Origin of the sequence: Myxococcus sp. CA056 (genome assembly GCF_013336715.1) — a bacterium.
Taxonomy (GTDB): Bacteria; Myxococcota; Myxococcia; order Myxococcales; family Myxococcaceae; genus Myxococcus; species Myxococcus llanfairpwllgwyngyllgogerychwyrndrobwllllantysiliogogogochensis.
Genome location: NZ_JABUMT010000011.1, coordinates 165,352 through 185,224, shown reverse-complemented (window position 1 = coordinate 185,224; position 19,873 = coordinate 165,352). Strand labels below are relative to the sequence as shown.

Below are 19,873 nucleotides of genomic sequence, written 5' to 3'. Positions count from 1 at the left end.
ACCGCGTCGCGGCCGGACTTCAGAGTCGCTGGAGGAAGCGGAGCAGGTCCTGTTTCTGCGCGGGGCTGAGGGACTCGGGGAGCCCGCCTGGAGTCTCCGGCGGATGAACGGGCGGCAGGTTCAGGGGCGCCGTGAAGGCCAGGACGAACTGGCTGTAGATGTCGACGACGTCCTCGAGATTCTCGAGGCTGTTGTCGTGATAGTAGGGCGCCGTTCGCGCGACGCCGCGCAGCGCGGGGATGTCGAAGGCCTCGAAGTCCAGGGGGTTGCCGGTGACGAGCGCCCGGCCAGGGTCCGTGGAGAACCACTGAGGGAAGAGGTTGGGCCCGACGATGGGCGCTCCGTTCTCGTCCACCGCCGGAATAGGGTCATACGGCTCTCCGCTGGCCGTCACGGGGTTGGGCGGAAGGTCCGTCACCTGCTGCTGGCGCGTGCCGTCCGTATAGAAGCGGAACCGATAGCGCGGCAGCTCGATGCTCGCGTTGTACAGCGTGGGGAACTGGCCAATCTGTCCCAGGTAGGAGAAGCCCGAGAACCCGATGTTCAGGATGTCTGGCGTCGAGCGCTGGCCCTGTACGGGCACGGGCCCCACGCCGGGGACATGGGTGAACAACACGTTGCCATCGGCCTTCGTCACCGGGAACTGGGAGGCGACCTCTCGCATCGCCGGGGTTGAAATCCGGCTCAGCGTCGCACCGCCGTGGCAGGGCTCGCAGCCGACCTTGAAGACCTCGCGCCCCCGGCGCTCCTCGGGCGTGAGCCACATGAAGTCCTCGGGGAGGGGAATCCGAGCGAGCGGAACCCCCGCGTTGCTCAAGTCGGCGACGAACCGCGCGCGGGCCGACGTGAACTCTCCGCGTTGGAAGTCCGCCACCTGGCGCAGCTGGGAGCGCGGCACGGCGGCTCCCTCGCTGTGGCTGGTGATGGCGGCCTGGGCCTGGTCCTCCAGGTTCGACTCGCGGCCGTCCAGTTGGAAGAAGGGGCCGGAGATGGCGATGTCCTGGATGCTCGGCACGCCTCGCCAGACGGCAATCTTCCGGTCGGTGGGGGTGACGATGTGTCCCTGGGTGTCGATGACGTCCATGTTGGCGGGCAGGGGAAGGACGACGCGGACGAGCCCTCTCTTCAGATGTTCGTACGTGGGGACCGCCGCGTTCGGGTCATCCGCATCGATGCGGTTGAACAGCGGGTCCGTTGGATTCGAGGCGAGCCGGGCCTGGACGTTCTCGGGCCGCAGGGCCGTGCTGTCCTCGAAGACATGGCAGGTGGCGCAAGAGCGCCCGTTGGTGTTCGGGAAGGCCTCGCTGAACAGCTTCCTTCCGCGGGGGTCGTGGTGCAGGGCGGCCTGGGCCTCGGCCGTCTGGGAGATGGGATTCACATCGCCGTCGACTTCGTCCTGCTCCGGGGCCGCCGGGGTGCAATGCGTCAGTCCGCCGAGTGCGAAGGCACCGGCGAGACACGCGACAAAACGCGTGGGAACCATGGGAATGTCTCCGGGGTGTGGGGCTTCCCACGAAACACCGGTGACGTTCGCAAGTGTCACCCGGTTGTTGTCGTCCGTCGCCGCGCACAAAAACAAACCGGGGGCCCCTCGTGAGAGGAAACCCCCGGTCCGGTGCGTCGGTGTGTCAGGAATTAAAGGCGCGTCTCACCGTCGAGGGCCGCGGGGCAGGTGGAGGGCAGCGTGAAGCCGTTGGTCGGCGTGGTGCTGGTCGGGCCGCCGGAGACCGCGTTGTAGCCCAGGCCGTAGGCGGCGAACGCCTTCCACAGCCGGCACACGTCCTCGCCACCGTGCAGGGTGGCGGCCGCGTTGATGATGCCGTCACGCACCTGGGTGAAGGTGGGGCTGCAGGCCGTGCGCTTCAGGCCCTCCGTGAAGTACAGCATCATGCGCTGGTTACCGGCGTTGCCAGTGGCGTTGTACAGGTTGGCGTCGAAGCCCCACTGCGTCACCAGGGCCCAGTAGGCCTCCCACATCGCCTGGGCGAAGACGGAGCCCACGCCGTGCGGAACGGCCATGCCGTTGATGCTCGCGTACGTCCAGGTGTTGCGCGTGGCGTCCAGCGTGTATGGCTGCGTGCGGATGCCGTTGCCGTCGGGGGCCTGGTTCAGCGCGTAGGTGCCCACGCCGCGAATCTTGTTCGCCGTGTCGCCGACGCGCGCCGTGTAGAACAGCGAGAGGAAGTCGCTGATGCCCTCGCCCGGCTGCTGCCGGTTGCTGAGGCACGACACGTTGCTGGGGCCACCGACGAGGCGGTTGGAGATGCCATGGCCGAACTCGTGGACGATGATGCCGCTGTCCAGGTCGCCGTCCTTGTCCGGGTTCGGCGCCGTCCAGACGTACATCTGCATGCGCGGGCGGCTGCCGTCCGCGGGCGTGGAGAAGTTGGCGTTGTTGGTGCCGCCGCCGTCCTGCGCCTCGGCCTGGACGTAGTCGTTACCCGCGCCGCCGCGGCCGTAGTTGTTCTGCTGGAAGTTGCCGGCCACTTCGTTGAAGCCGTACTGGTACTGCACGTCGTGGATGATGTTGTTCCAGTAGAACAGGTTGGTGACGGCCGCCGAGATGTACGTGGACGGGGCGCCAGCGAGGTTGATGGTGAAGACGCAGTTGAGCGCCGCGCCGCAAGCGGGCTGGGTCGCGGGCGGGGCGTTGTTGGCGTCGCGGTCCTCGTACGCGTGGACGTTGTTGCCGCGCGTCGTCGTGTACTCCGCGCCAGCGACCCCGTTGGTGTCGTGCCAGCCGTAGGGTGAAGCGGTGGTGTTGGCGGGGTTGGTCACCGTCACACGGCCATCCGCGAAGGGCAGCGGCGTGGTGTGATTGGGGCTCTCCACGGGCACCGGATAGACCTTGTAGGAATCCGCGGCCACCCAGTCAAAGCGCGTCAACACCTCGCCCGTGCCGGCGTCCACCGTCACGTCGTAGTCGTGCTGCGAGTCCAGGGTGTAGACCTGGAAGTGCCACACCAGCCGCGCCTCGCCACGGCGCATGGGCAGCACGGCCAGCTCCGCGACGATGGGCTCGCGCGACAGGCCGTCCACTTCCACGCCCGTGCGGCGCTTCACACCGGACTCGGGCTTCAGCGAACGGGGGGCGGTCGGCAGGCGCACACCCAGGTGCCGGGCCAGGCCCGCGACGGCCTCGCCAGCGCTCAGGCGCGGCTCCACGCCAGCGATGGCGTTCTCGATGGAGGGCAGGAAGTCGCTGTGGACGCCCAGGACGCTGCCGTCCTTGCCGATGTTGATCTGCAGCTGCGCGTTGTAGACGGGCAGGCCCTTGAACGTCTGGCGCAGGTGCAGGTGCGTGGCGCCGCTGACCTCCGAGAAGACGCGGTCGGTGACTTCGAGGTTCGCCAGGTCATGGAGCCCCAGGCCGAGCGCCTCGTGGTGCTTCTGGACGAAGTCCAGCGCGATGGCCATCGGGTCACCGCTGCTGGGGCCGGAGAGCGCGCCCACGGGGTTGGTGAGCGAGCGGACCAGGCCGTTCGTCTCGTCCACTTCCACCAGCAGATCCGGGATGCTCTGGCGCAGCGCCGCGACGTGCGCCTTCTGGGCCGTCGAGAAGCCGAACCGCGCCTGCGCATTGTAGGCGGCGCGGGCATCGAAGTTCCGCTCGCCTTCGTGAGACTCCGGCGCCACTGCCAGCGCCGTGGACCCCGTGAGGGTCGCCGTGAAAACCACCGCCTGGAACAGCCGCCTTCGGTATGCACCTACGGACATGTCGTGCTCCTGCGCTGCGGGTCAGCCGCCCATTGCGGGGCGGTACTGGGCGTGCGAGGAAACACGTATTCTCCGTATAATGCAAATGATCCGAAATATACGAAAAATATGATTTAAATGTAGTTGTGATAGGGCGGCGCGGACCCCTGTGCGCGGGTGCGGGATGACCTCCAGAGGAGGGCTTCTGGAGGCTCGGAGTGGGGGGCGCCGCGAGCGAGACTTTCTCTGGGATGAGAGGCGTTTCATTCCGGTGGGTCTGGGGTGATTCCTACCAGTCGGGTGCCAGAAGTGAGTTCATGGCGGGCTGTGTCAGTTTCACGGGTGCATGAGGACCCTGGCTGGCATGAACAGCCGGAGCCGAACTTCTCGGCTCGCTGGTACGGCGTTCCGGGATGAGACTTGGGGGCTCCGTTGGAGTCGCGCTGTCTTGGTTGTTTGGATTCATGTGTATCTGAATGGCGTTATTGGGTTCGCTCGGAATGCGGCGACGTTGCCCGCGTCTGGGGGCGGGACGTGGGCTCCCTCGCCTTCCGAGCCGGCGGGTGGCTTGGGCCCGGTCATGCCGCGGGTGCGGGTGGGGGGCAGGTCAGGGGAGGGGCTCGTCACGTCCTCCTGGGAGCCCCGAGCCCCTGGCCGGGCCCGCTGGCGACGCCTCGTGGACGTCGTGGGGGAGGGCGCTGGCAACGTCCTTGACGCTCGCTGGGGCCTGCGGTACATCCGGCCCGTTGGTTCGCGGTGGTAGCTCAGTTGGTAGAGCACGAGCTTCCCAAGCTCGGGGTCGAGGGTTCGAATCCCTTCCGCCGCTCACTCATAAAGGCCGGTAGTTCTTGAGGAAACTCGGGACTACCGGCCTTCGTGTTTCCGGGCATCGGGCCGCCTTGTTGCGGGGGCGCGAACCGCGGCTTTGCCCACGAAGTGGTGAGGACTCAACGGACCCGAGATGAGGCCGGCGGCATGGCGCGGCGCTGGTGGGCGGCCTGCCTGGCTCGGCCTCACTGGGAGCGCAGCGAGGGGGCCGGAAGGCCTGCCTTGGCCCGGACCCACTCGGCTTGTCGTTGAATGGGGCGCGGTCGCGGCGGACGATGCGCCTCATGTCCGAGCGCCCCTCTCCACCGCGACACTTCTCCGACGACCCCATCGAGAGTGAAAGTGAAGACTTGTTGGCGCGAACGCAGTTCGCACGACAGGTGGTCCAGGTCCTCTCGCGGGTCCAGTCGGAACAGTCCAGCTCCGTGCTGGCCCTGATGGGGCCCTGGGGCAGTGGCAAGTCCTCCGTGCTGAGCGTCGTCACGAAGCAACTCCAGGCACCCAAGAGCCCGTGGACCATCGTTCACTTCAATCCCTGGGAGTTCTCCGGCGTCCAGACGCTCGCCTTCGCCTTCTTCGATGAGATTGCGAAGGTGTTGTACGACTTCGAGAACCAGACGGCCTTTGAGACGTTTCAGTCGTACGCCAGCAAGTTGCTCTCGTTAGGCGGCGCGGTGACCGACTCGCCGCTGATGGAGTGGATTGGCATCAATCCCGGCAAGCTCGCAGAGAGCGCGGCGAAGCTGATGGCTCCCCAGCGCTCCGTCACGGAGCTGCGTGCTCGGCTTGAGACGGCGCTCCGTGAGCGGGCGCGTCCGACGCTGGTGGTGCTCGACGATGTCGACCGCCTCATGCCGAGTGAGCTTCTGATGGTGTTCAAGCTCATCCGACTGCTCGGGCGGCTTCCGAACATCTGCTACCTGCTCGCCTATGACGAGGCCACCCTTCTCTCGGTGCTCCAGGAGACCGAGCTGGCGCGCGGCAATGCGGAGCGCGCGCTGGCCTACCTGGAGAAGATCGTCCAGGTCCGGCTCGACCTTCCCATCGTCCACCAACGGCAGGCCCGGACGATGATTGACGAGTCCCTTCGCGCCCTGGCTCCGCCCCGGATGAGCGCCGAGGCCACGGATCGCGTGAAGCGCCTGTTCGACAGTCAGGTCCTTCGCAGGCTGACGGAGCCTCGCAGCATCAAGCGATTCTTCGCGCAGCTTCGCTCCTACCTGCCGCTGGTCACCGGGGAAGTCGACTTCGCCGACTTCATCGGCGCGACCTATCTACGGACCTACCATCCCTTGGTCGTTCGCGGGCTCTATCACCTCAAGGAGGAGCTGTTCGAGCACACGTACTCCGCCACCGCGACACCCGACGCGGCGACCTTTCTTGTCGGACACCGGCTGTGCGAGCCGAGAGAATCGGTCGAGGTCGGTCGAGTCCTTGCTCACCTCTTCCCGCAGGTCATCGGCCTCGATACGAGCATCGTCGAGCGCCACGCCGCCGCGACCCGGCGCATCGCGAGCAGGGAGTGTTTCGACCGCTACTTCTACTTCGGCATCCCCCCGGAGGCATTCTCGGACGAGAAGCTCCGAACGCATGCCAGCAACCTGGGTGCACCTCGGAACGCGGACGCGATGGCGGCGATCAAGGAGCACCTTGACGCGGACTTCGACCTGACGATTTCCCGTCTCCTTCAGCACGTGGATGGGCTCTCATCGGGGAACTGCGAACGCTTGTTGGCGCTCGTCAGTGCCAGGATTCAATCCATGCCACCGCATCGGATGAAGAAGGGGGCGCAACGGTATCTGCTGGGAGCCTCTCTTCTGGCGAAGTTGGACCGCGAGTCCGCGCGAACATTGCTCGCGGACCTCGCCCCAGCCGATGACAGGGACTACCTCCTGTACTCCGCCTGGCACCATCACGCACAAAGGGCAACGCCCGGCGCGCTTGCGTCCGAGCAAGGCCAGTCCACGGGGCTGGAGGAGGTCATCAATCCCGCGCTGTGCGCCTATGCTCCCCAACGGCTCGCACGGTTGCTGGCGGTCCCGCTCGAGGTGGCCGACTGGTCCATGGGCGTGCTGTTCTGCTGGAGTGAACTGGGATGCCGTGAGGACGTCCAGCGCTGGCTGGAAGAGAATATCGCCACCCCTCCAAGCGCCTGGACCCTGCCAGACCTCCTCGCCATCTGTGTTCCCGCGGATACGTCGAAACAGAATCGAGACAATGAAACCAGCCGTTTGCTCCTCTCGAGTCTGCGGGAGATTCTCCCGGAGTCACTCCGAAGCGCCCTGGATGACATCGTCACTGAGCTGACCTCCACGAGAGCGCCCGGATTCCTGTCGGAGAATGAGCTCTTCGAGGTAGTCCCTGAACGAATCGTCTGGGCCGCTTTCAGCTTGAAGCAACTCTGAATGCCATCGAGGGCCCAGGGTGGCGGAGATTCCGCCGTGCTCGCTGGGGACACGGCGTTTGGCACCTGGATGTGCGCCCAGCGACGTGCCACGGTCCATGTCGACGTCTACGGTTCTTTGAGTGTCAGGGATTTCGATAAAGGGAGAGGTGTCATGGACATCAATGGGGCTTTGCAAGATGGGATGCTCATCGCGATCCGCGAGATCAAGGCGCAACTGGATGCCCCTCATCCTCCCGAAAGGGTGGGTGACGCCAGATTCTCCCCCGACAGCCTCAGAGGCATGGCGCTCAAGGCGAAGAATCGCATCGGACTCAACGACGGGGTTCCGTACTCGGAAGCGCAGCAGAAGAAGCTACTGGAGACCTTTGGTGGCCTCCTGAATACCGTCACGAATACGCATGCGTTCAAGGTCTCGAGTGGGCTGTCGAAGCAGAATGTGAGCCTGGTGCGAGACCTGGTCGCGATCTGCACGTTCATCCAGAACGGCATCCCTATCTACCCCTGTATGATCAATCTGCTTCAGACCCGGGAGCTCGCGTCCCCTGCGCGAATCGTGGCGGAGGAGGTGGATGTCACCGAGATGATACAGACAGAGGAGCGTCGGTTCTGGGTCTGGGACGGTCAGGACAAAAGGGTGAAAGCGGACGGCGATTATCCGTTCGTCGTCCCGCTGTCGTATCTCTGGAAGAGAGCCGTGAAGAGCAGTCCAGAGGCCGTCATGGGCGGCACGGTGGCGAATCCGAACCACGCGGAGGGGCACTCGGCCATCTCCACGAAGGACAAGCCGAGCAACAGGCCGACGAAGTCCGAGAAACCGGTGCTCTTCGCCGGCACGGCCAGGTTCGCCGACGGCTTCCTGGTCTACTGGGACAATGACTCGGGGCACTACACGCCAGGCAGTCTGGCAGGGGTCGGAATTGGCGCGGTCACGCGTGAGTTGCTGACGGAGCTGCGGTTCCCGTTTCCCATCGAGCGCTATCGAGACCACCAGTAGGCGCCGTGGTCGCAGCGGAGGGCGCCCGCAGCGGAATCTTCACGTATTCGTCGGGGCGCCCGGGAAGATTTCAAAATGCCTTCGTTCTGGGTCCGAGGCTGAAAACAGGGAGCTCGGCACGCTCCCTCCCGGCCATGGCGTGCCATTCCGGCACACCGACTTCTAGGGGGACCTGGACCATGAAACTCCGGACGCAAACCAAGCAGTGGCTGAGCAGCGCGCTCGCGGGAGCCCTGCTCCTGCCGGCGGCGGCGCTGGCGAATGAGACTCACGTCTACGGCATCGCCAACTTCGGCGGGGCCTCGCAGTGCTCGGGCTCGTCGCACTCCGTCCACACCCAGACGGCGGCGACGTTCGCGAACTACTTCAACTGGCTCAGGAGCCTCGGCCTCTGGTCGGACGTGCGCACGCACAACAACTCCAACGCGGCGCGGGACCTCTGGACGGACCCGGCCAAGGGCGCGGTGGGGGAGTCCAACGACGCCGCCATCAACGCCGGCGTGGACGACGCGGACGTCCTCTTCGTCCACACGCACGGCAGCCACAGTGTGTCGACGCCGCGCAGCTCACTCGTCATGGGCAGCAATGACCCTTCGTGCTCGGCGAGAACGAATGAGCACATGCGGTTGGGGAACGGGAAGCTGGACATCGCCGTCATCAAGGCGTGCCAGTCCGGCAACATCGAGGTCTGGGAGAAGGGGGGCTACCGCCAGCAGCTCGTGACGGCCACCAGCGGCTTCAGTGTCTGGAATGCCTTTCACGGAGACTCCTCGTGCGGCAACTTCGTGAAGGGCTACCTGGAGGACTACACGGCGAACTCGATGATGGATGGCGTGGGCGAGAACTGGATTGATGAGGCCTACGACTGGGGGCTCATCTATGACGACTGCCCCGTGTCCATCGTCTTCGGCGACACCAAGGCGAAGCGCAAGAGCATGTACGAGGCGGGCGGGTGGAGAGACCGCAAGAACACCGGCAGCAAGACGGGCTCCACCTACTTCTACGTGAGCGGCTGCAACCCGGACAACGGTCGCAAGCTGCCCTGAACGCATCGTTCTTCCACACCTTCCCTTGGACATCGAAACCATGAAGACCCAAATCATCCGATACCTGGCCGTCCTTCCGCTCACCGCGATGCTGGGCTGCGACAGCGTGACACCTCTGGCGGAGGAGCGCCCCGATACTCAGTCCGCGCAGGTCGCAAGGGCAGCTACCACCGTCAGCTTTGAATTCGACACCACCGGCATCGCGACGCCTCCGTCCGGTGGGCTGCCCACCCAGTTGCTGCCGGCCAACGCCTTCAACGACGCGATTCTCCAGCGGGGGCTGATTGGCACGACGGAGCCCTTCACCGTGTCGGGCGAGTTGGGCACTCGTCTTGAACTGGAGTCCGCGAACTGGAAGCTCGAGCGGGATGGTGCCTCGGGCCGTGCCCTGGTGCTGAACAAGGTGGAGAGCGGGCCCGCGACGAGGCTGGAGCCCGCTGTCTTGCAGCGCAACGCCCTGGCCCGGTTGCAGCGCTGGGGCATTCCCACCACGGAAGTGGGAGACGTCCGCCAGGTGGCGTCCTTCCTCCAGAGCGAGGACGTGGGCACCTACGAGCCCGCGGAGCTCCACCGGCACAAGACGTTCGTGCTGCGCGCCATCAATGGCATCCGTGTGCAGGGCCACCGCGCGGTGGTGACGCACGGCGTGGATGGTAGCTTCCAGCGAGCGCTCATCTCCTGGCCCGCGCTGGCCCGTGAAGGCCACCTCTTGCGGACCCGGCTGAGCACGGCCGAAATCGAGCGGAAGGCCACCGAGGCTCTCGTGGCCGAGGAGCTGACGACGGGCCGTGTGCGGCTTTTCTGGAAGTACGTGCCGAACCGGCTCACGGATGGGAGCTGGGCGTTGACGCTCCAGGTGGGCGCCGCGCTGGCCTCCGTCGCCACGGAGACGCACACCGAGGAACCGCGTGTGATTGACGTGGATGTGAACGCGGTCCCGTAGTCGCGCGCTTCCCGACACCGCCGCCTCCGGTCAGGGATGCCGAGAGACATCCAGAAGGAGTCGTCGCCCGCCTGCAGGTGCGAGCCCGCGGGCAGGCACGGTCGGGCCTCTGGCTACCCCTTGAAGACGTGCTCGCGGTGCCACTTCAGGTAGCTGGGGTGGGGCCGCCACTCCTCGCGCCGGGGGAGCCGCAGCTGCCGGTTCGAGTGGATGAGCCGGCCCACGTCCTCGGGTACGCCGCTGCGCGCGAGGAGGATGCGGTGGTCCTCGCCGACGGAGAGCAGCCCCCGGTCGAAGAGCCAGTGGGCCGTACCCGTCAGCGCGAGGCCGTTGCGCACGGAGTCCGGCCCCTGGTCTGCCACGGGCTGGATGTGGGCGGCCTGGACCTCGGGGCGACCGCCGCCGTTGATGAGGCGCAGCCCCGAGACGGCGCATGTCTCCGAGTAGGCTTGGCGGACGCGGCGCCGGAAGGAGGCCTCGCGGAAGGGGCGGTGAATGACCTGCTCGATGATGGGGCGCTCGGCGTAGACGGGCGGTGGCTCCTCGACACCGGTGGGCGTGCGCTCCCATGTGGCCAGCTCGCGCATGAAGCCCGCGTGGAGGATGGCCTCGAACTCGTCGTCGCTCAGGGGGCGGACGGAGCGGCCGAAGGCACCCTTGTTGGTGCTGCCATCTGCCTTCTTCAGCCTGGCTTCGTAGTAGTGCGCCCCCTCGCTGAACGGCACTGCGTGTTCGAACTCGAGGAAGGAGTCGATATGGGCGTAGTAGTGGCCCGCCTTTGCCGGGTCCTCTTCGATTCGAAGCACTCGGGCGACGGCGAAGTATGACTGGCGACCGGTCCGGCTGCTGGCGCCCTCGGTGCGGCGCGGCTCGTAATAGACGATGAAGTCACCGACGGCGGCCTTCACCTCGTTCAGGTACGTCTTCGGGAAGTGGTAGCGCACCTCCGGCTGGTCGTCGTACGCCGAGCTCTCCGAGGTGGTGAAGGCGGCCTTCGTCATGACTCCATGCCCGTGCTGGTCCGGCACCAGGTTAGAGCCATGTCCGGGGGAATGCACGCCGGCCACCTATCGACGACAGTTCGTATTCGTCCGGCGAACGCCGTACGGCGGGGCCTTGAGAGGATTGAGCGGGGCAGGTCATCTCTCGACGTGACACAGACCTCACGTTGAAGGTGAGGGCGCCAGGCTGCGAGGGCGCATGAGAGGGAAGGCCGCAAGTGCCCCAGTGTTGCCCCTACAGCGGGACAAGACGGGACAAGACGGGGCGAGACGGGATGGGGCGGCACAAGAACCGACGTGAGCTCACGGCGATTGCGGGTAACAGCGCGTCCTGCTGGATGCTTCCTATCGCCCTGCCCACGGGTTCAAGTCCCGTGGTCCTTGAGACGGGCGCCCGTGCGAGGCGCCCGTCGGAGTGGTGGGTCGATGAGGCTAGTGCGGGGCGTCGTGGCCGCGCGCGCCCCGTTGACGTCGCAGGGGGCCTCCCATCAGGAACAGCAAGCCCCAGAGCAGCGAGAGGCCCGTCGGGCTCGTGGAGCATCCGCCGCCCTTCGGCTCGTCGCGCGTGATGTCCGGTTCGTGTCCCGCATCAGCCCCACCTGGGCCCGCATCGGGGGACACGGCCCCTGCATCCGGGACTCCGTCACCCGCGTCGGAGGACACAGCCCCCGCATCCGGAAATCCGTCACCCGCGTCCGGGGAAACTGTACCGGCGTCGGAAGGCTCCTCTCCTGCGTCCGTTGCCTCCGGACCGGAGTCGGGCGTGTGCACTCCCGCGTCGGGAAGCGTGGTGCCTCCATCCTCGGACGAGGGAGGGCCCAGCACCGTCACCCGCATCTCACACGTCGCGGTATTGCCCGCGCCGTCCCGGGCGGTGAACACCACGGGCGTCGTGCCCACGGTGAACCGGGTGACGGAGCGGGGCAACGAGGTCACCTCGACCTCGGAGACGTCATCCCAGGCCTCCGCCATGCCGAATTCGACATAGCGCCTGGCTCGGCCTCCCGCGTCCACCACCACGTCCGCCGGGCAGGTGATGGAAGGGGGGACCGTGTCGAAGTGCTCGGGGCCCACGGCCCACAGCTCACGTCCTCGCTCATCCAGGTCGGCGGTGAAGTAGAGGTGGTCGCCGGCGGGCATGAAGGACCGTGGCGTCGAACCTGGGTCCCCGGGCTGCACATCCGCGAGTCTGTGAGTCCCGGCCAGCGTCCCATCCGTCGTCCAGGGCTCGAAGCCCGACACGCCATCCCAGGCGGAGAACACGAGCCGGTTCCCCAAGGCGCGCAGTTGCTCGGGATTGGAGCCCGTGGGGCCTGGCTGGACATCCATCACCAGGGTCGTTCCCGCCACGGTGCCGTCCGTCTTCCACAGCTCCCAGCCGGTGGTGGCATCCTTCGCGGTGAAGTAGGCGAGGGTGCCAGCCACCACGGGGCGTTCTCCCGACAGGGTGAGGCCGGAAGGGCTGATGGCGACCGTGCCCGCCGCCGTGCCATCGCTCGCCCAGATGCGCCCCTCGACGTGGGCCACGAGGCGTCCGCCGATGAGCGACAGGGCAGGGCGGCTGATATCAGACGACGTGTTCAAGGAGGTGACGGGCGCTGTCCCTTCCGCTGTTCCATCGCTTTTCCAGAGGCCGCGGACGTTGGCCGTCGTCGACGAGGCCAGGAAATAGAGCGACCCGTTCGATTCGACGAAAGAGAACGCGGGCATGTCGCCCAGCGGATGGAGGACCTCGAGCGGCCCCGTCCCCACGGGCGTCCCGTCACTCTTCCACAGCGTGGACTGAAGGCCCGCGCCCACGCCGAAGAAAAGCGAGCCGCCGAAGGTCCCCAGCGGACCGAAGCGCTTGCCGCTGGCGGTTCCCAACTCGGCGACACGCTCGGCGCCTGTTCCCGCCGCACCGACCCGCCAGAGCGCCACGGCGCCATCGGCGCTCGCGAGGAAGTACAGCCACTCGCCCAGGGCCACGGGCGAGCCGACGAGCTCGCCCCCTGTCACCCGCGTCTGGCTTCCCGGCGTGAGGCCCGAGGACCAGATGGTCCAGGCCGCGCCGTCCCGGGCCGTGAAGTACACGCGACCGCGGAACGCCGTCAGCGCGAAACGCTGCTCGGAGGTGACCTTTCCGCCCGGATCCAGGTCGGAGATTCGCACCGTCCCACTGCGTGCGCCCTGGCTCTTCCAGAGCCGGAACGTGTCGAGCGTGCCTTCCTGTGCCCAGAACACGAGGGTGCCATCCACATCGGTCAGGTGCTGCGGATGCGATGGAGTGGAGGCCGCGGTGACATGCTTCACGGGGACCGCGCCACCCGGCGTCCCGTCCGTCACCCAAAGCCAGGTGCCCGAGTAGGTGCGGTTGTTCCCATCCACGTCGGCGTAGAAATAGATGCGCCCGTCATCCCAACCCGCGATCTCGGCCATCGAGTCGAGCGGGCCGGGTGCGACGTCCTTCACCATGAAGGTCCCTTCCTCGGTTCCGTCGCTCGTCCACAGCTCGACACCATGCTCGGGCGTCTGTCCCTGGAAGTAGAGGCGGAGATCCACGACCCAGAGGCCGCTGACCACGCCGCGTCTCGGGCCTGGGTTGATATCCTTCACCCGGTACGTTCCCGCCGTCGTGCCGTCGCTGCGCCACAGCTCCGTGTCCCAGAGCGTGGTGGTGGGGTCGTCTTCGGTGGGGCCTGGAATCGTCGTATAGCCCGAGGTCGCCACGAAGTAGAGAATGCCATTCATGTTCCGGAACGAGTGGAGATAGGACCCCGTGGTGCCCGGGCAGATATCCTTCACGAGCACGGTCCCTGCTTCCGTCCCGTCACTCTTCCAGAGCTCTACATTCTCTTCCTGATCGACACCCGTGAAGTAGAGGGTGCCGTCGATTCGCACCATGGAGCTGCTGGCGGGCATGCCGGTGTATTGCCAGTTGGGGATGCCATTGAGAGGGCCCGGGTTGATGTCCTTCACGAGCGTCGTTCCCGTATCCGTTCCATCCGTTCGCCAGAGTTCGTGGCCGCGGGTGGGATCCGACGCGAACATGTAGGCGTACTGTCCGAGAGGCAGGAACGCCTGCATGCCATAGGGCGTCTCGCCATGGAGGGCCAAGGCGGTGCCGGCGGGAGTGAAATCGGTCCGCCACAAACGGCGGCGCGGCACGCCGGCCTGAGAGGCGGTGACGTACCTCACGCCCGCGAGCTCGAACGAGCCGCTGCCGAAGCTCACCCTGTTCGCGCTCCCCGAGGAGTCTGTCAGCAGGTGACTCCCCCCGGGCGTTCCATCAGTGGCCCAGAGCTCGCCCTGCCCTTGAGAGCGATTCACCACGAGGAGCGCCTGGTCGTTGAAACCGAAGCCCGGGAACACCGCCGAGCTTCCGTACTCCTCTCCAGTCAGCAGCTCCCTCACCTTGACGGTGCCCGCCGCCGTGCCATCTGTCTTCCACAAGGCCATGTCCGAGGCGATTCCTCCTGAGAAATAAGGTCCGTCCCCCGCGAGGAAGAGCAGGTTCCTTCCCAGGACTGTCATGTCGCCCAAGTAGGCGCTGTCAGGGCCGACCGCGATGTCCTTCATCACGCGGGTCCCTTCCCGGCTTCCGTCGCTGACCCAAAGCTCTTTTCCGTAGGGAGAGCGGGCCGCCGCGAAGAGCATCACCTCCGTGGCGTACGCGGGATACGTATACGTCCAAGGCATGGCGCGACGATCCTGGAACTCCAGGGGCACTTCGCCAATATCTCTCACCGGATACGCTGGCCAGGAGTCCGGACGTGATTGCAGCCGTGATTCCAGAACGGGTGAGTGGCGCTCGACCGGCACCCCGCCCTCCGACATCACCGGACTACAACTCCCCGCCAACACCCACAGCGCACCCCACAGCGCTCCATTCGGTCTCATGCGCGCATCTTCATGAATTGACGCGCGCGTGACGAGTCCTCGGCTCTTCATCGCGTCGAACATGACGCCGAGTCCTCGGCTCTCACCGCTCCCCGTGCGAGAAGGAGTAATCCCAGACGTCTGCCATCACGAAGTTGGCGGAGACGACCCAAGGGGGCCTCGTACTTCAAGCCCAGGGCTCACCATCGGTTGTCATGGAAGAACCCGCCCCCTCCACGGGGAGGTGTTCTCCCCGTCGGCCCTGGGCCGCGCGTAGCCCTCCGCCTCGGCTACTCGCCCTCTTCGACGGTGAGCTGGTACGAGTCCTGGAAGTTGGCCTCGCGGTTCTTCGCGTCACGCACCTCGAAGATGTAGACGCCGGGCTCCGCGCTGTACCGGATGCTCTCCGGCTGGTCTCCCTTGGCGCGGTCCGCTGTCTGCACGAGCGACAACTTCCCATCCGGCTGCACGCGATGCAGGTACAGGCCCACGTCGACCTTGAGGATGCCCAAGAGCGTCGCCCTCAGCGGCGTGCGCACCGGCCGGTCCGACAGGTCCACGCGGTAGTAGTCCGAGTCCTTCACCGGGAACACCGTGCCGCGCACCGCCTTGCCGAGCGCGAGCTCCTGCGCGCGGTCCACCGTGTTGTTCGGCTCGCGCTCCTCGCCACCGTTGTCCGGCACCGTGGAGACGCTGATGCGGTAGGGCTGCTCCGCGTTCTCGAAGTCCTTCACCCACTTGCCCTCCACCTTGCGCGACGCGCCCTCCACGCGGAAGTAGCAGGCGCCGGTGCACGAGACGTTGTTGAGGCGCTCGGGCTCCTTGAGCGCGCCGTCATTGGCGCGCAGGAGCACCGTCTCCGACTGCCCATCACCCTGGGCTGGCTCCACCATGGACAGCACCAGGTCCAGTCGCTCCACGCCGGACAGCTCCACCTTCGCCAGCACCGGCTCCGTCGTGCGCAGCACGAAGTGGTCCACGTCTCCCTTGGGCGCCAGGAACCCCTCGCGGTACCCACCGGCCGTCAGCGGCGTGGCCTTGTGCAGCTCGTCATTGGGCTCCAGCTCCGCGTTCGCTCCGGCCTCCTCCTGCGTCACGGTGAGCGTGTACGGCGTGCTCGCATTGAACGTGCGGCGCGCTTCCTTGCCCGCCCCCGTCCAGCCGCCCTTCACCACCACGTAGACGACCCGGTCCGTCGCACGCACCCCGATGTTGCGCAGCGACAGGGCCTCGCCCTCCTTGCCACGCAGCGAGAACAGCGGCGCCTCGGCCGCGGACAGCACCGAGATTTCCGGCCGCACGCCCTCCACCGCGGACAGGTCGATTTTCAGCGCCACCGAGGGAGGCTCGGGCGGAGGCGCCGCCACCCCCGCATCCGTGATTTGCGCCACGCCCGTCTCCGGAGTCGGCGCGGCGGCGGGCTCACCTCCACCGAACGTGCCCGTGGGGGAGGGGGGCGTGTCCAGAGGGGCCGCACCTTCCTCGGGCGTCCCCGTGGCCGCGCCGCTCTCCGCGCCAGGCACCGGGCTCGGAGGAGGCGTTGCTCCCTGGGTGGGCACGTTCCCTGGAGCCGCAGCTCCGGGGGGCACGGTGCCCTCGGCACCCGAGTCCGCGTCGTTCGCCGCGGGCGCGCTCGTGGGCGCGGCGGTCTCCGGCAGCTCCACCCGGTACCAGTCCTCGTCGCCCGCGTGGCCCAGGAACGCCGTCACCGTCTGGCCCAGGGGGAGCGCAATCGCGTCCACGGCCCTGTCGTTGGGCTCGTGCTCCTCGCCGTCATTCGCGGCGCGCATCTTCACGCTGAGCGTGTAGGCCCCGCCCACGCCCTTGCGCGCGGGCGCCACGCGCACCCAGCGCTCGCCGTCCACGTAGAGGTTGGGGAAGCGCTCCGGCTTGCCGTCGCCCTCGCTGTTGATGGAGGCCAGCCGGTTGCGGTCCCGGTCATAGACCTCCAGGGTGATGTCTCCGCCGGGCAACCCGGACACGGTGACGTCCGCCACGCGGGGGGCAGGGGGCGCGAGCCGATACCAGTCCTCGTCCGCCTCGTTCGGCTGGGCCGCCAGGTCCGCCGTCACCGTGCTGTCCCGCGTAATCGTCAGGGCCTGCTCGGGCCGCTCGTTGGGCTCCTGCTCCGTGAGGGCGGATGGCCCCGTCTCCACGGGCCCCGCGTCGGGCACCTCGCTCGGCTTGTCGTCCTTGCAGGCGACCAGCGTCGCGGCCAGCACACAGACCCACCCCCAGCGTCGCATCACGTTTTCTCTCCGCATCGGGCCGCATCACTTCCCCGCGGCGTCCGGGTGTCAAGCACCCCAACACCCGGGCCCGTGCTTTCATCCGTGACGAAAGGCCCACCCCGGGCCCCTCCAGACGGCCTTCCTGGTCGGGGACTGGAGCCACCCTCGCGGTGCGATCAAAGATGGGCGCATGAGCCGCCTCCCCCTCGCCTTGTTGCTGCTCGCCTCCGCCGCCCCCGCCGCGTCCAACGCCCCGCCGGGGTATGCCCAGGCCGCCGACTACCTGGAGCGAGAGCGCCAGCCCGAGCGTTACTCGCCCCTCCACCTGCTCGACGGTCGCGACTCCACGGCCTGGTGCGCCACGGGCGCCACCCCGGCCCCCGTCACCATCGGTTTCAAGGACGTCGTCACCATCGACGAGGTGCGCGTCTACACCGGTGATGGGACGGACAAGGCCTCGTACAAGGCCCACGCCCGCGCGAAGAAGCTCACCCTCACCAGCGTGGACTCCGCCAAGAGCCTCAAGGTGGAGGACAAGCGCGGCCTGCAGGTCGTCCCCATCAGCCCGTCCCTGAGGGGCAACCGCTTCACGCTCGAGGTGGCGGAGCGCTTCCCGGGTTCCGGCGAGGCCGCCCCTGTCTGCGTCACCGATTTGATCTTCTACTCGGGGGGCAAGGCGCTCAACGGCACGTGGCTCGCGCCGCGCCTGCGCTACGACTCGCGCCTGGCGCCCCTGTTGGGGACGTGGTTCAGCGGCCTGGACGGCGCCCCGGACCGCTTCCTCTCGTTCTACGTCGACGGGACGTACCGCTTCGCCCACGAGCCGCTGGAGGGCGGTGAGCCGAGCGCCGTGACGGGCACCTATGCCCTGTCGGGTTCTCGACTCACGCTGGAGGTGCCCAAGCGCGGAAAGGTGACGGCGCGCCTCCAGAAGGCCGCCCCGGAAGGGGCCACCTCGGCTGGAGCCACACTGGAACTCGACGGCGCGGTGGCCGAGGAGTGGGGCCGCGCCTTCCGCGGCCAACCCTGAACCGGCTGCGACTGCCCGGTGGGCCGTCTAGAGGGAGGCCGCCTTCTTCTTGCCACCAAAGTGGCGGAAGAACGCGATGATCTCCTCGACGGCGACCTTCACATCGGTGGCGTCCTCGAACTCCGACTCCAGGAAGATGCCACCGCAGGATTCGCAGGTGTCGTAGTGCAGGGGATGCTGGCGGTCGCCGCCATCCACGCGGACCAGATCGACCAGACATTCAGGGCACTGACCGGTCAATGCCTGTGCATCTACCTTGCCGCCCTGGCTCTCCAGCCCGGGGAGGTTGTTGTGGAGGAGGACCCGGTTCAGGTCCGCGACGTCAATCCACAGTCCGCCGCAATCTCCACACCTTCGCAACGTCTGGTCATCCCCCTCGAGATCAACCATCTCGACGTTGCAGCTGGGGCAATCCATGGCGCGGGTCAATCTCCTTCAATGGGGGACACACGTCCCCAGTGGTTCGGAGAATGATAGGTCGTGCGAATTTTGGGATGCAACCCAGGTTGCCGCTTCTGTTGGCAACGCGCCTTCTGGGGTCGTTCGGCCCCGTGTCCCCCGGTCCCTCAGGCCTTTGCTTTCACGCGCCGGATGTCCGCCCCCAGGGCACGCAGCTTGCGCTCCAGGCGCTCGTAGCCGCGGTCCAGGTGGTAGACGCGGCTGACGTCCGTACGCCCCTCGGCGCGCAGGCCCGCCAGGATGAGCGAAGCGCTCGCCCGCAGGTCTGTCGCCATGACGGGTGCGCCACTGAGGGTCTTCACGCCCTTCACCACCGCCGTGTGCCCCTGAACAGTGATGTCCGCCCCCAGTCGGTGCAGCTCCGGAACGTGCATGAAGCGGTTCTCGAAGATGTTTTCGCTGATGACGGATGTCCCATGGCTCACACACATCAGCGCCATGAGCTGCGCCTGCATGTCGGTGGGAAACCCAGGATGTTCGGTGGTGGTGATGTTCACCGAGTTGAGGGTGCGAGGGGCCTTGCAGCGCAGGCCCCCGGCCTCGGCGGTGAGGGTGCACCCGGCCTCGCGCAGCTTGTCGATGACGGCGTCCAGGTGTTCGGGGACGGCGTGTTTCACCAGGACGTTGCCACCGGAGATGGCCGCGGCCACCAGCAGGGTGCCCGCTTCGATGCGGTCCGGGAGGATGGCGTGGTCCACGGGCGTGAGGCCCTCCACGCCTTCGATGGTGATGATGGACGTCCCGGCGCCTTCAATCCGGGCGCCCATCTTGTTGAGCACCCGGGCCAGCTCCTCGATTTCGGGCTCGCGCGCGCAGTTCTCCATCACGGTGCGGCCCTTGGCCAGCACGGCCGCCATCAGCACGTTCTCCGTGCCGGTGACGGTGATGACGTCGAAGTTGACGGTGCCGCCCTTGAGCTGCTTAGCCCGGGCCTCCACGTAGCCTTCCGTCAGGGTGATGTCCGCGCCCAGGGCCTTGAGGCCCTTGAGGTGCTGGTCGATGGGGCGTGCGCCGATGGCGCACCCGCCGGGCATGGACACCCGCGCGCGACCGAAGCGCGCGACGAGCGGGCCCAGCACCAGCACGCTGGCGCGCATCGTCTTCACCAAATCGTAGGGGGCCTCCGGGGTGATGGCCCCGTTGACGCCCACCTCGCACACGTCCTTCTTCCGGCCGGTGAGCCGCTCCGCGTCGCAGCCCATGGTGCGCAGCACCTTGAGCATGGTGACCACGTCAGCCAGGTCCGGCACGTTGCGGAAGGTGGAGGTGCCATCCGCCAGCAGCGCGGAGGCGAGGATGGGCAGCGCCGCGTTCTTCGCGCCCGAGACGACGACCTCGCCGTGCAGCTCCGCGCCGCCCTTCATCACAATCTTGTCCATG

Annotated in this window: 12 protein-coding genes and 1 tRNA gene; 6 read left to right on the top strand and 7 right to left on the bottom strand. The window is 67.1% G+C overall.

The annotated features are described in order from the left end of the window. Positions 1-19 precede the first annotated feature (19 nt). Both HUA76_RS32985 and HUA76_RS32980 read right to left on the bottom strand, forming a co-directional pair. Complete coding sequence (locus HUA76_RS32985; protein ID WP_174463084.1) at positions 20-1,483, bottom strand: cytochrome-c peroxidase; 1,464 nt, start codon at positions 1,481-1,483, stop codon at positions 20-22. 152 nt (positions 1,484-1,635) lie between these two features. Continuing rightward, positions 1,636-3,717, bottom strand: coding sequence for a M36 family metallopeptidase (locus HUA76_RS32980; RefSeq protein WP_174463083.1), 2,082 nt, complete (start codon positions 3,715-3,717; stop codon positions 1,636-1,638). A gap of 732 nt (positions 3,718-4,449) precedes the next feature. Here HUA76_RS32980 and HUA76_RS32975 point away from each other — a divergent pair. The 5 genes from HUA76_RS32975 to HUA76_RS32955 all read left to right on the top strand — a co-directional run bounded on the left by HUA76_RS32975 (position 4,450) and on the right by HUA76_RS32955 (position 9,914). Next, positions 4,450-4,522, top strand: a tRNA-Gly gene (locus HUA76_RS32975). A 286-nt stretch (positions 4,523-4,808) separates the two neighbouring features. Then, complete coding sequence (locus tag HUA76_RS32970; protein ID WP_174463082.1) at positions 4,809-6,929, top strand: P-loop NTPase fold protein; 2,121 nt, start codon at positions 4,809-4,811, stop codon at positions 6,927-6,929. A 153-nt stretch (positions 6,930-7,082) separates the two neighbouring features. Further along, positions 7,083-7,925, top strand: coding sequence for a hypothetical protein (locus tag HUA76_RS32965; RefSeq protein ID WP_174463081.1), 843 nt, complete (start codon positions 7,083-7,085; stop codon positions 7,923-7,925). 179 nt (positions 7,926-8,104) lie between these two features. After that, positions 8,105-8,971: a DUF6345 domain-containing protein gene (locus HUA76_RS32960; protein ID WP_141646551.1), complete on the top strand. Its 867-nt coding sequence runs from the start codon at positions 8,105-8,107 to the stop codon at positions 8,969-8,971. 40 nt (positions 8,972-9,011) lie between these two features. Then, positions 9,012-9,914: a hypothetical protein gene (locus tag HUA76_RS32955; RefSeq protein WP_174463080.1), complete on the top strand. Its 903-nt coding sequence runs from the start codon at positions 9,012-9,014 to the stop codon at positions 9,912-9,914. 113 nt (positions 9,915-10,027) lie between these two features. Here HUA76_RS32955 and HUA76_RS32950 read toward each other — a convergent pair whose 3' ends face one another. The 3 genes from HUA76_RS32950 to HUA76_RS32940 form a co-directional block, all read right to left on the bottom strand. Beyond that, positions 10,028-10,915 carry an HNH endonuclease gene (locus HUA76_RS32950; protein ID WP_174463079.1) on the bottom strand — a complete coding sequence of 296 codons (888 nt, stop codon included), beginning with the start codon at positions 10,913-10,915 and terminating at the stop codon, positions 10,028-10,030. 432 nt (positions 10,916-11,347) lie between these two features. Beyond that, positions 11,348-14,593 (bottom strand): ELWxxDGT repeat protein, encoded by a 3,246-nt coding sequence (locus HUA76_RS32945; protein WP_174463078.1) that lies wholly within the window; start codon positions 14,591-14,593, stop codon positions 11,348-11,350. Between the two features lie 470 nt (positions 14,594-15,063). Then, a complete protein-coding gene (locus tag HUA76_RS32940; protein WP_174463129.1) occupies positions 15,064-17,019 on the bottom strand; it encodes an ABC transporter substrate-binding protein in 1,956 nt (651 codons plus the stop codon). 175 nt (positions 17,020-17,194) lie between these two features. On the opposite strand from HUA76_RS32940, the gene HUA76_RS32935 reads away from it, so the two are divergent. Then, complete coding sequence (locus HUA76_RS32935; protein ID WP_174453588.1) at positions 17,195-18,034, top strand: hypothetical protein; 840 nt, start codon at positions 17,195-17,197, stop codon at positions 18,032-18,034. Between the two features lie 27 nt (positions 18,035-18,061). On the opposite strand, the gene HUA76_RS32930 is transcribed toward HUA76_RS32935, so the two are convergent. Then, positions 18,062-18,451, bottom strand: coding sequence for a zf-TFIIB domain-containing protein (locus HUA76_RS32930; protein WP_141646542.1), 390 nt, complete (start codon positions 18,449-18,451; stop codon positions 18,062-18,064). A gap of 149 nt (positions 18,452-18,600) precedes the next feature. Then, on the bottom strand, positions 18,601-19,872 hold the full coding sequence (gene murA / locus HUA76_RS32925; RefSeq protein ID WP_141646541.1) for a UDP-N-acetylglucosamine 1-carboxyvinyltransferase: 1,272 nt from the start codon (positions 19,870-19,872) through the stop codon (positions 18,601-18,603). Between the last annotated feature and the right edge of the window lies 1 nt (position 19,873).

What these genes read in the sequence shown, in the direction of transcription:
- HUA76_RS32980 (WP_174463083.1), bottom strand. Translation starts at nt 3,717, where the DNA reads ATGTCCGTAGGTGCATACCGAAGGCGGCTGTTCCAGGCGGTGGTTTTC.
- HUA76_RS32940 (WP_174463129.1), bottom strand. Translation starts at nt 17,019, where the DNA reads ATGCGACGCTGGGGGTGGGTCTGTGTGCTGGCCGCGACGCTGGTCGCC.
- HUA76_RS32970 (WP_174463082.1), top strand. Translation starts at nt 4,809, where the DNA reads ATGTCCGAGCGCCCCTCTCCACCGCGACACTTCTCCGACGACCCCATC.
- HUA76_RS32965 (WP_174463081.1), top strand. Translation starts at nt 7,083, where the DNA reads ATGGACATCAATGGGGCTTTGCAAGATGGGATGCTCATCGCGATCCGC.
- HUA76_RS32985 (WP_174463084.1), bottom strand. Translation starts at nt 1,483, where the DNA reads ATGGTTCCCACGCGTTTTGTCGCGTGTCTCGCCGGTGCCTTCGCACTC.
- HUA76_RS32935 (WP_174453588.1), top strand. Translation starts at nt 17,195, where the DNA reads ATGAGCCGCCTCCCCCTCGCCTTGTTGCTGCTCGCCTCCGCCGCCCCC.
- HUA76_RS32945 (WP_174463078.1), bottom strand. Translation starts at nt 14,593, where the DNA reads ATGCCTTGGACGTATACGTATCCCGCGTACGCCACGGAGGTGATGCTC.
- HUA76_RS32955 (WP_174463080.1), top strand. Translation starts at nt 9,012, where the DNA reads ATGAAGACCCAAATCATCCGATACCTGGCCGTCCTTCCGCTCACCGCG.
- murA (WP_141646541.1), bottom strand. Translation starts at nt 19,872, where the DNA reads ATGGACAAGATTGTGATGAAGGGCGGCGCGGAGCTGCACGGCGAGGTC.
- HUA76_RS32930 (WP_141646542.1), bottom strand. Translation starts at nt 18,451, where the DNA reads ATGGATTGCCCCAGCTGCAACGTCGAGATGGTTGATCTCGAGGGGGAT.
- HUA76_RS32960 (WP_141646551.1), top strand. Translation starts at nt 8,105, where the DNA reads ATGAAACTCCGGACGCAAACCAAGCAGTGGCTGAGCAGCGCGCTCGCG.
- HUA76_RS32950 (WP_174463079.1), bottom strand. Translation starts at nt 10,915, where the DNA reads ATGACGAAGGCCGCCTTCACCACCTCGGAGAGCTCGGCGTACGACGAC.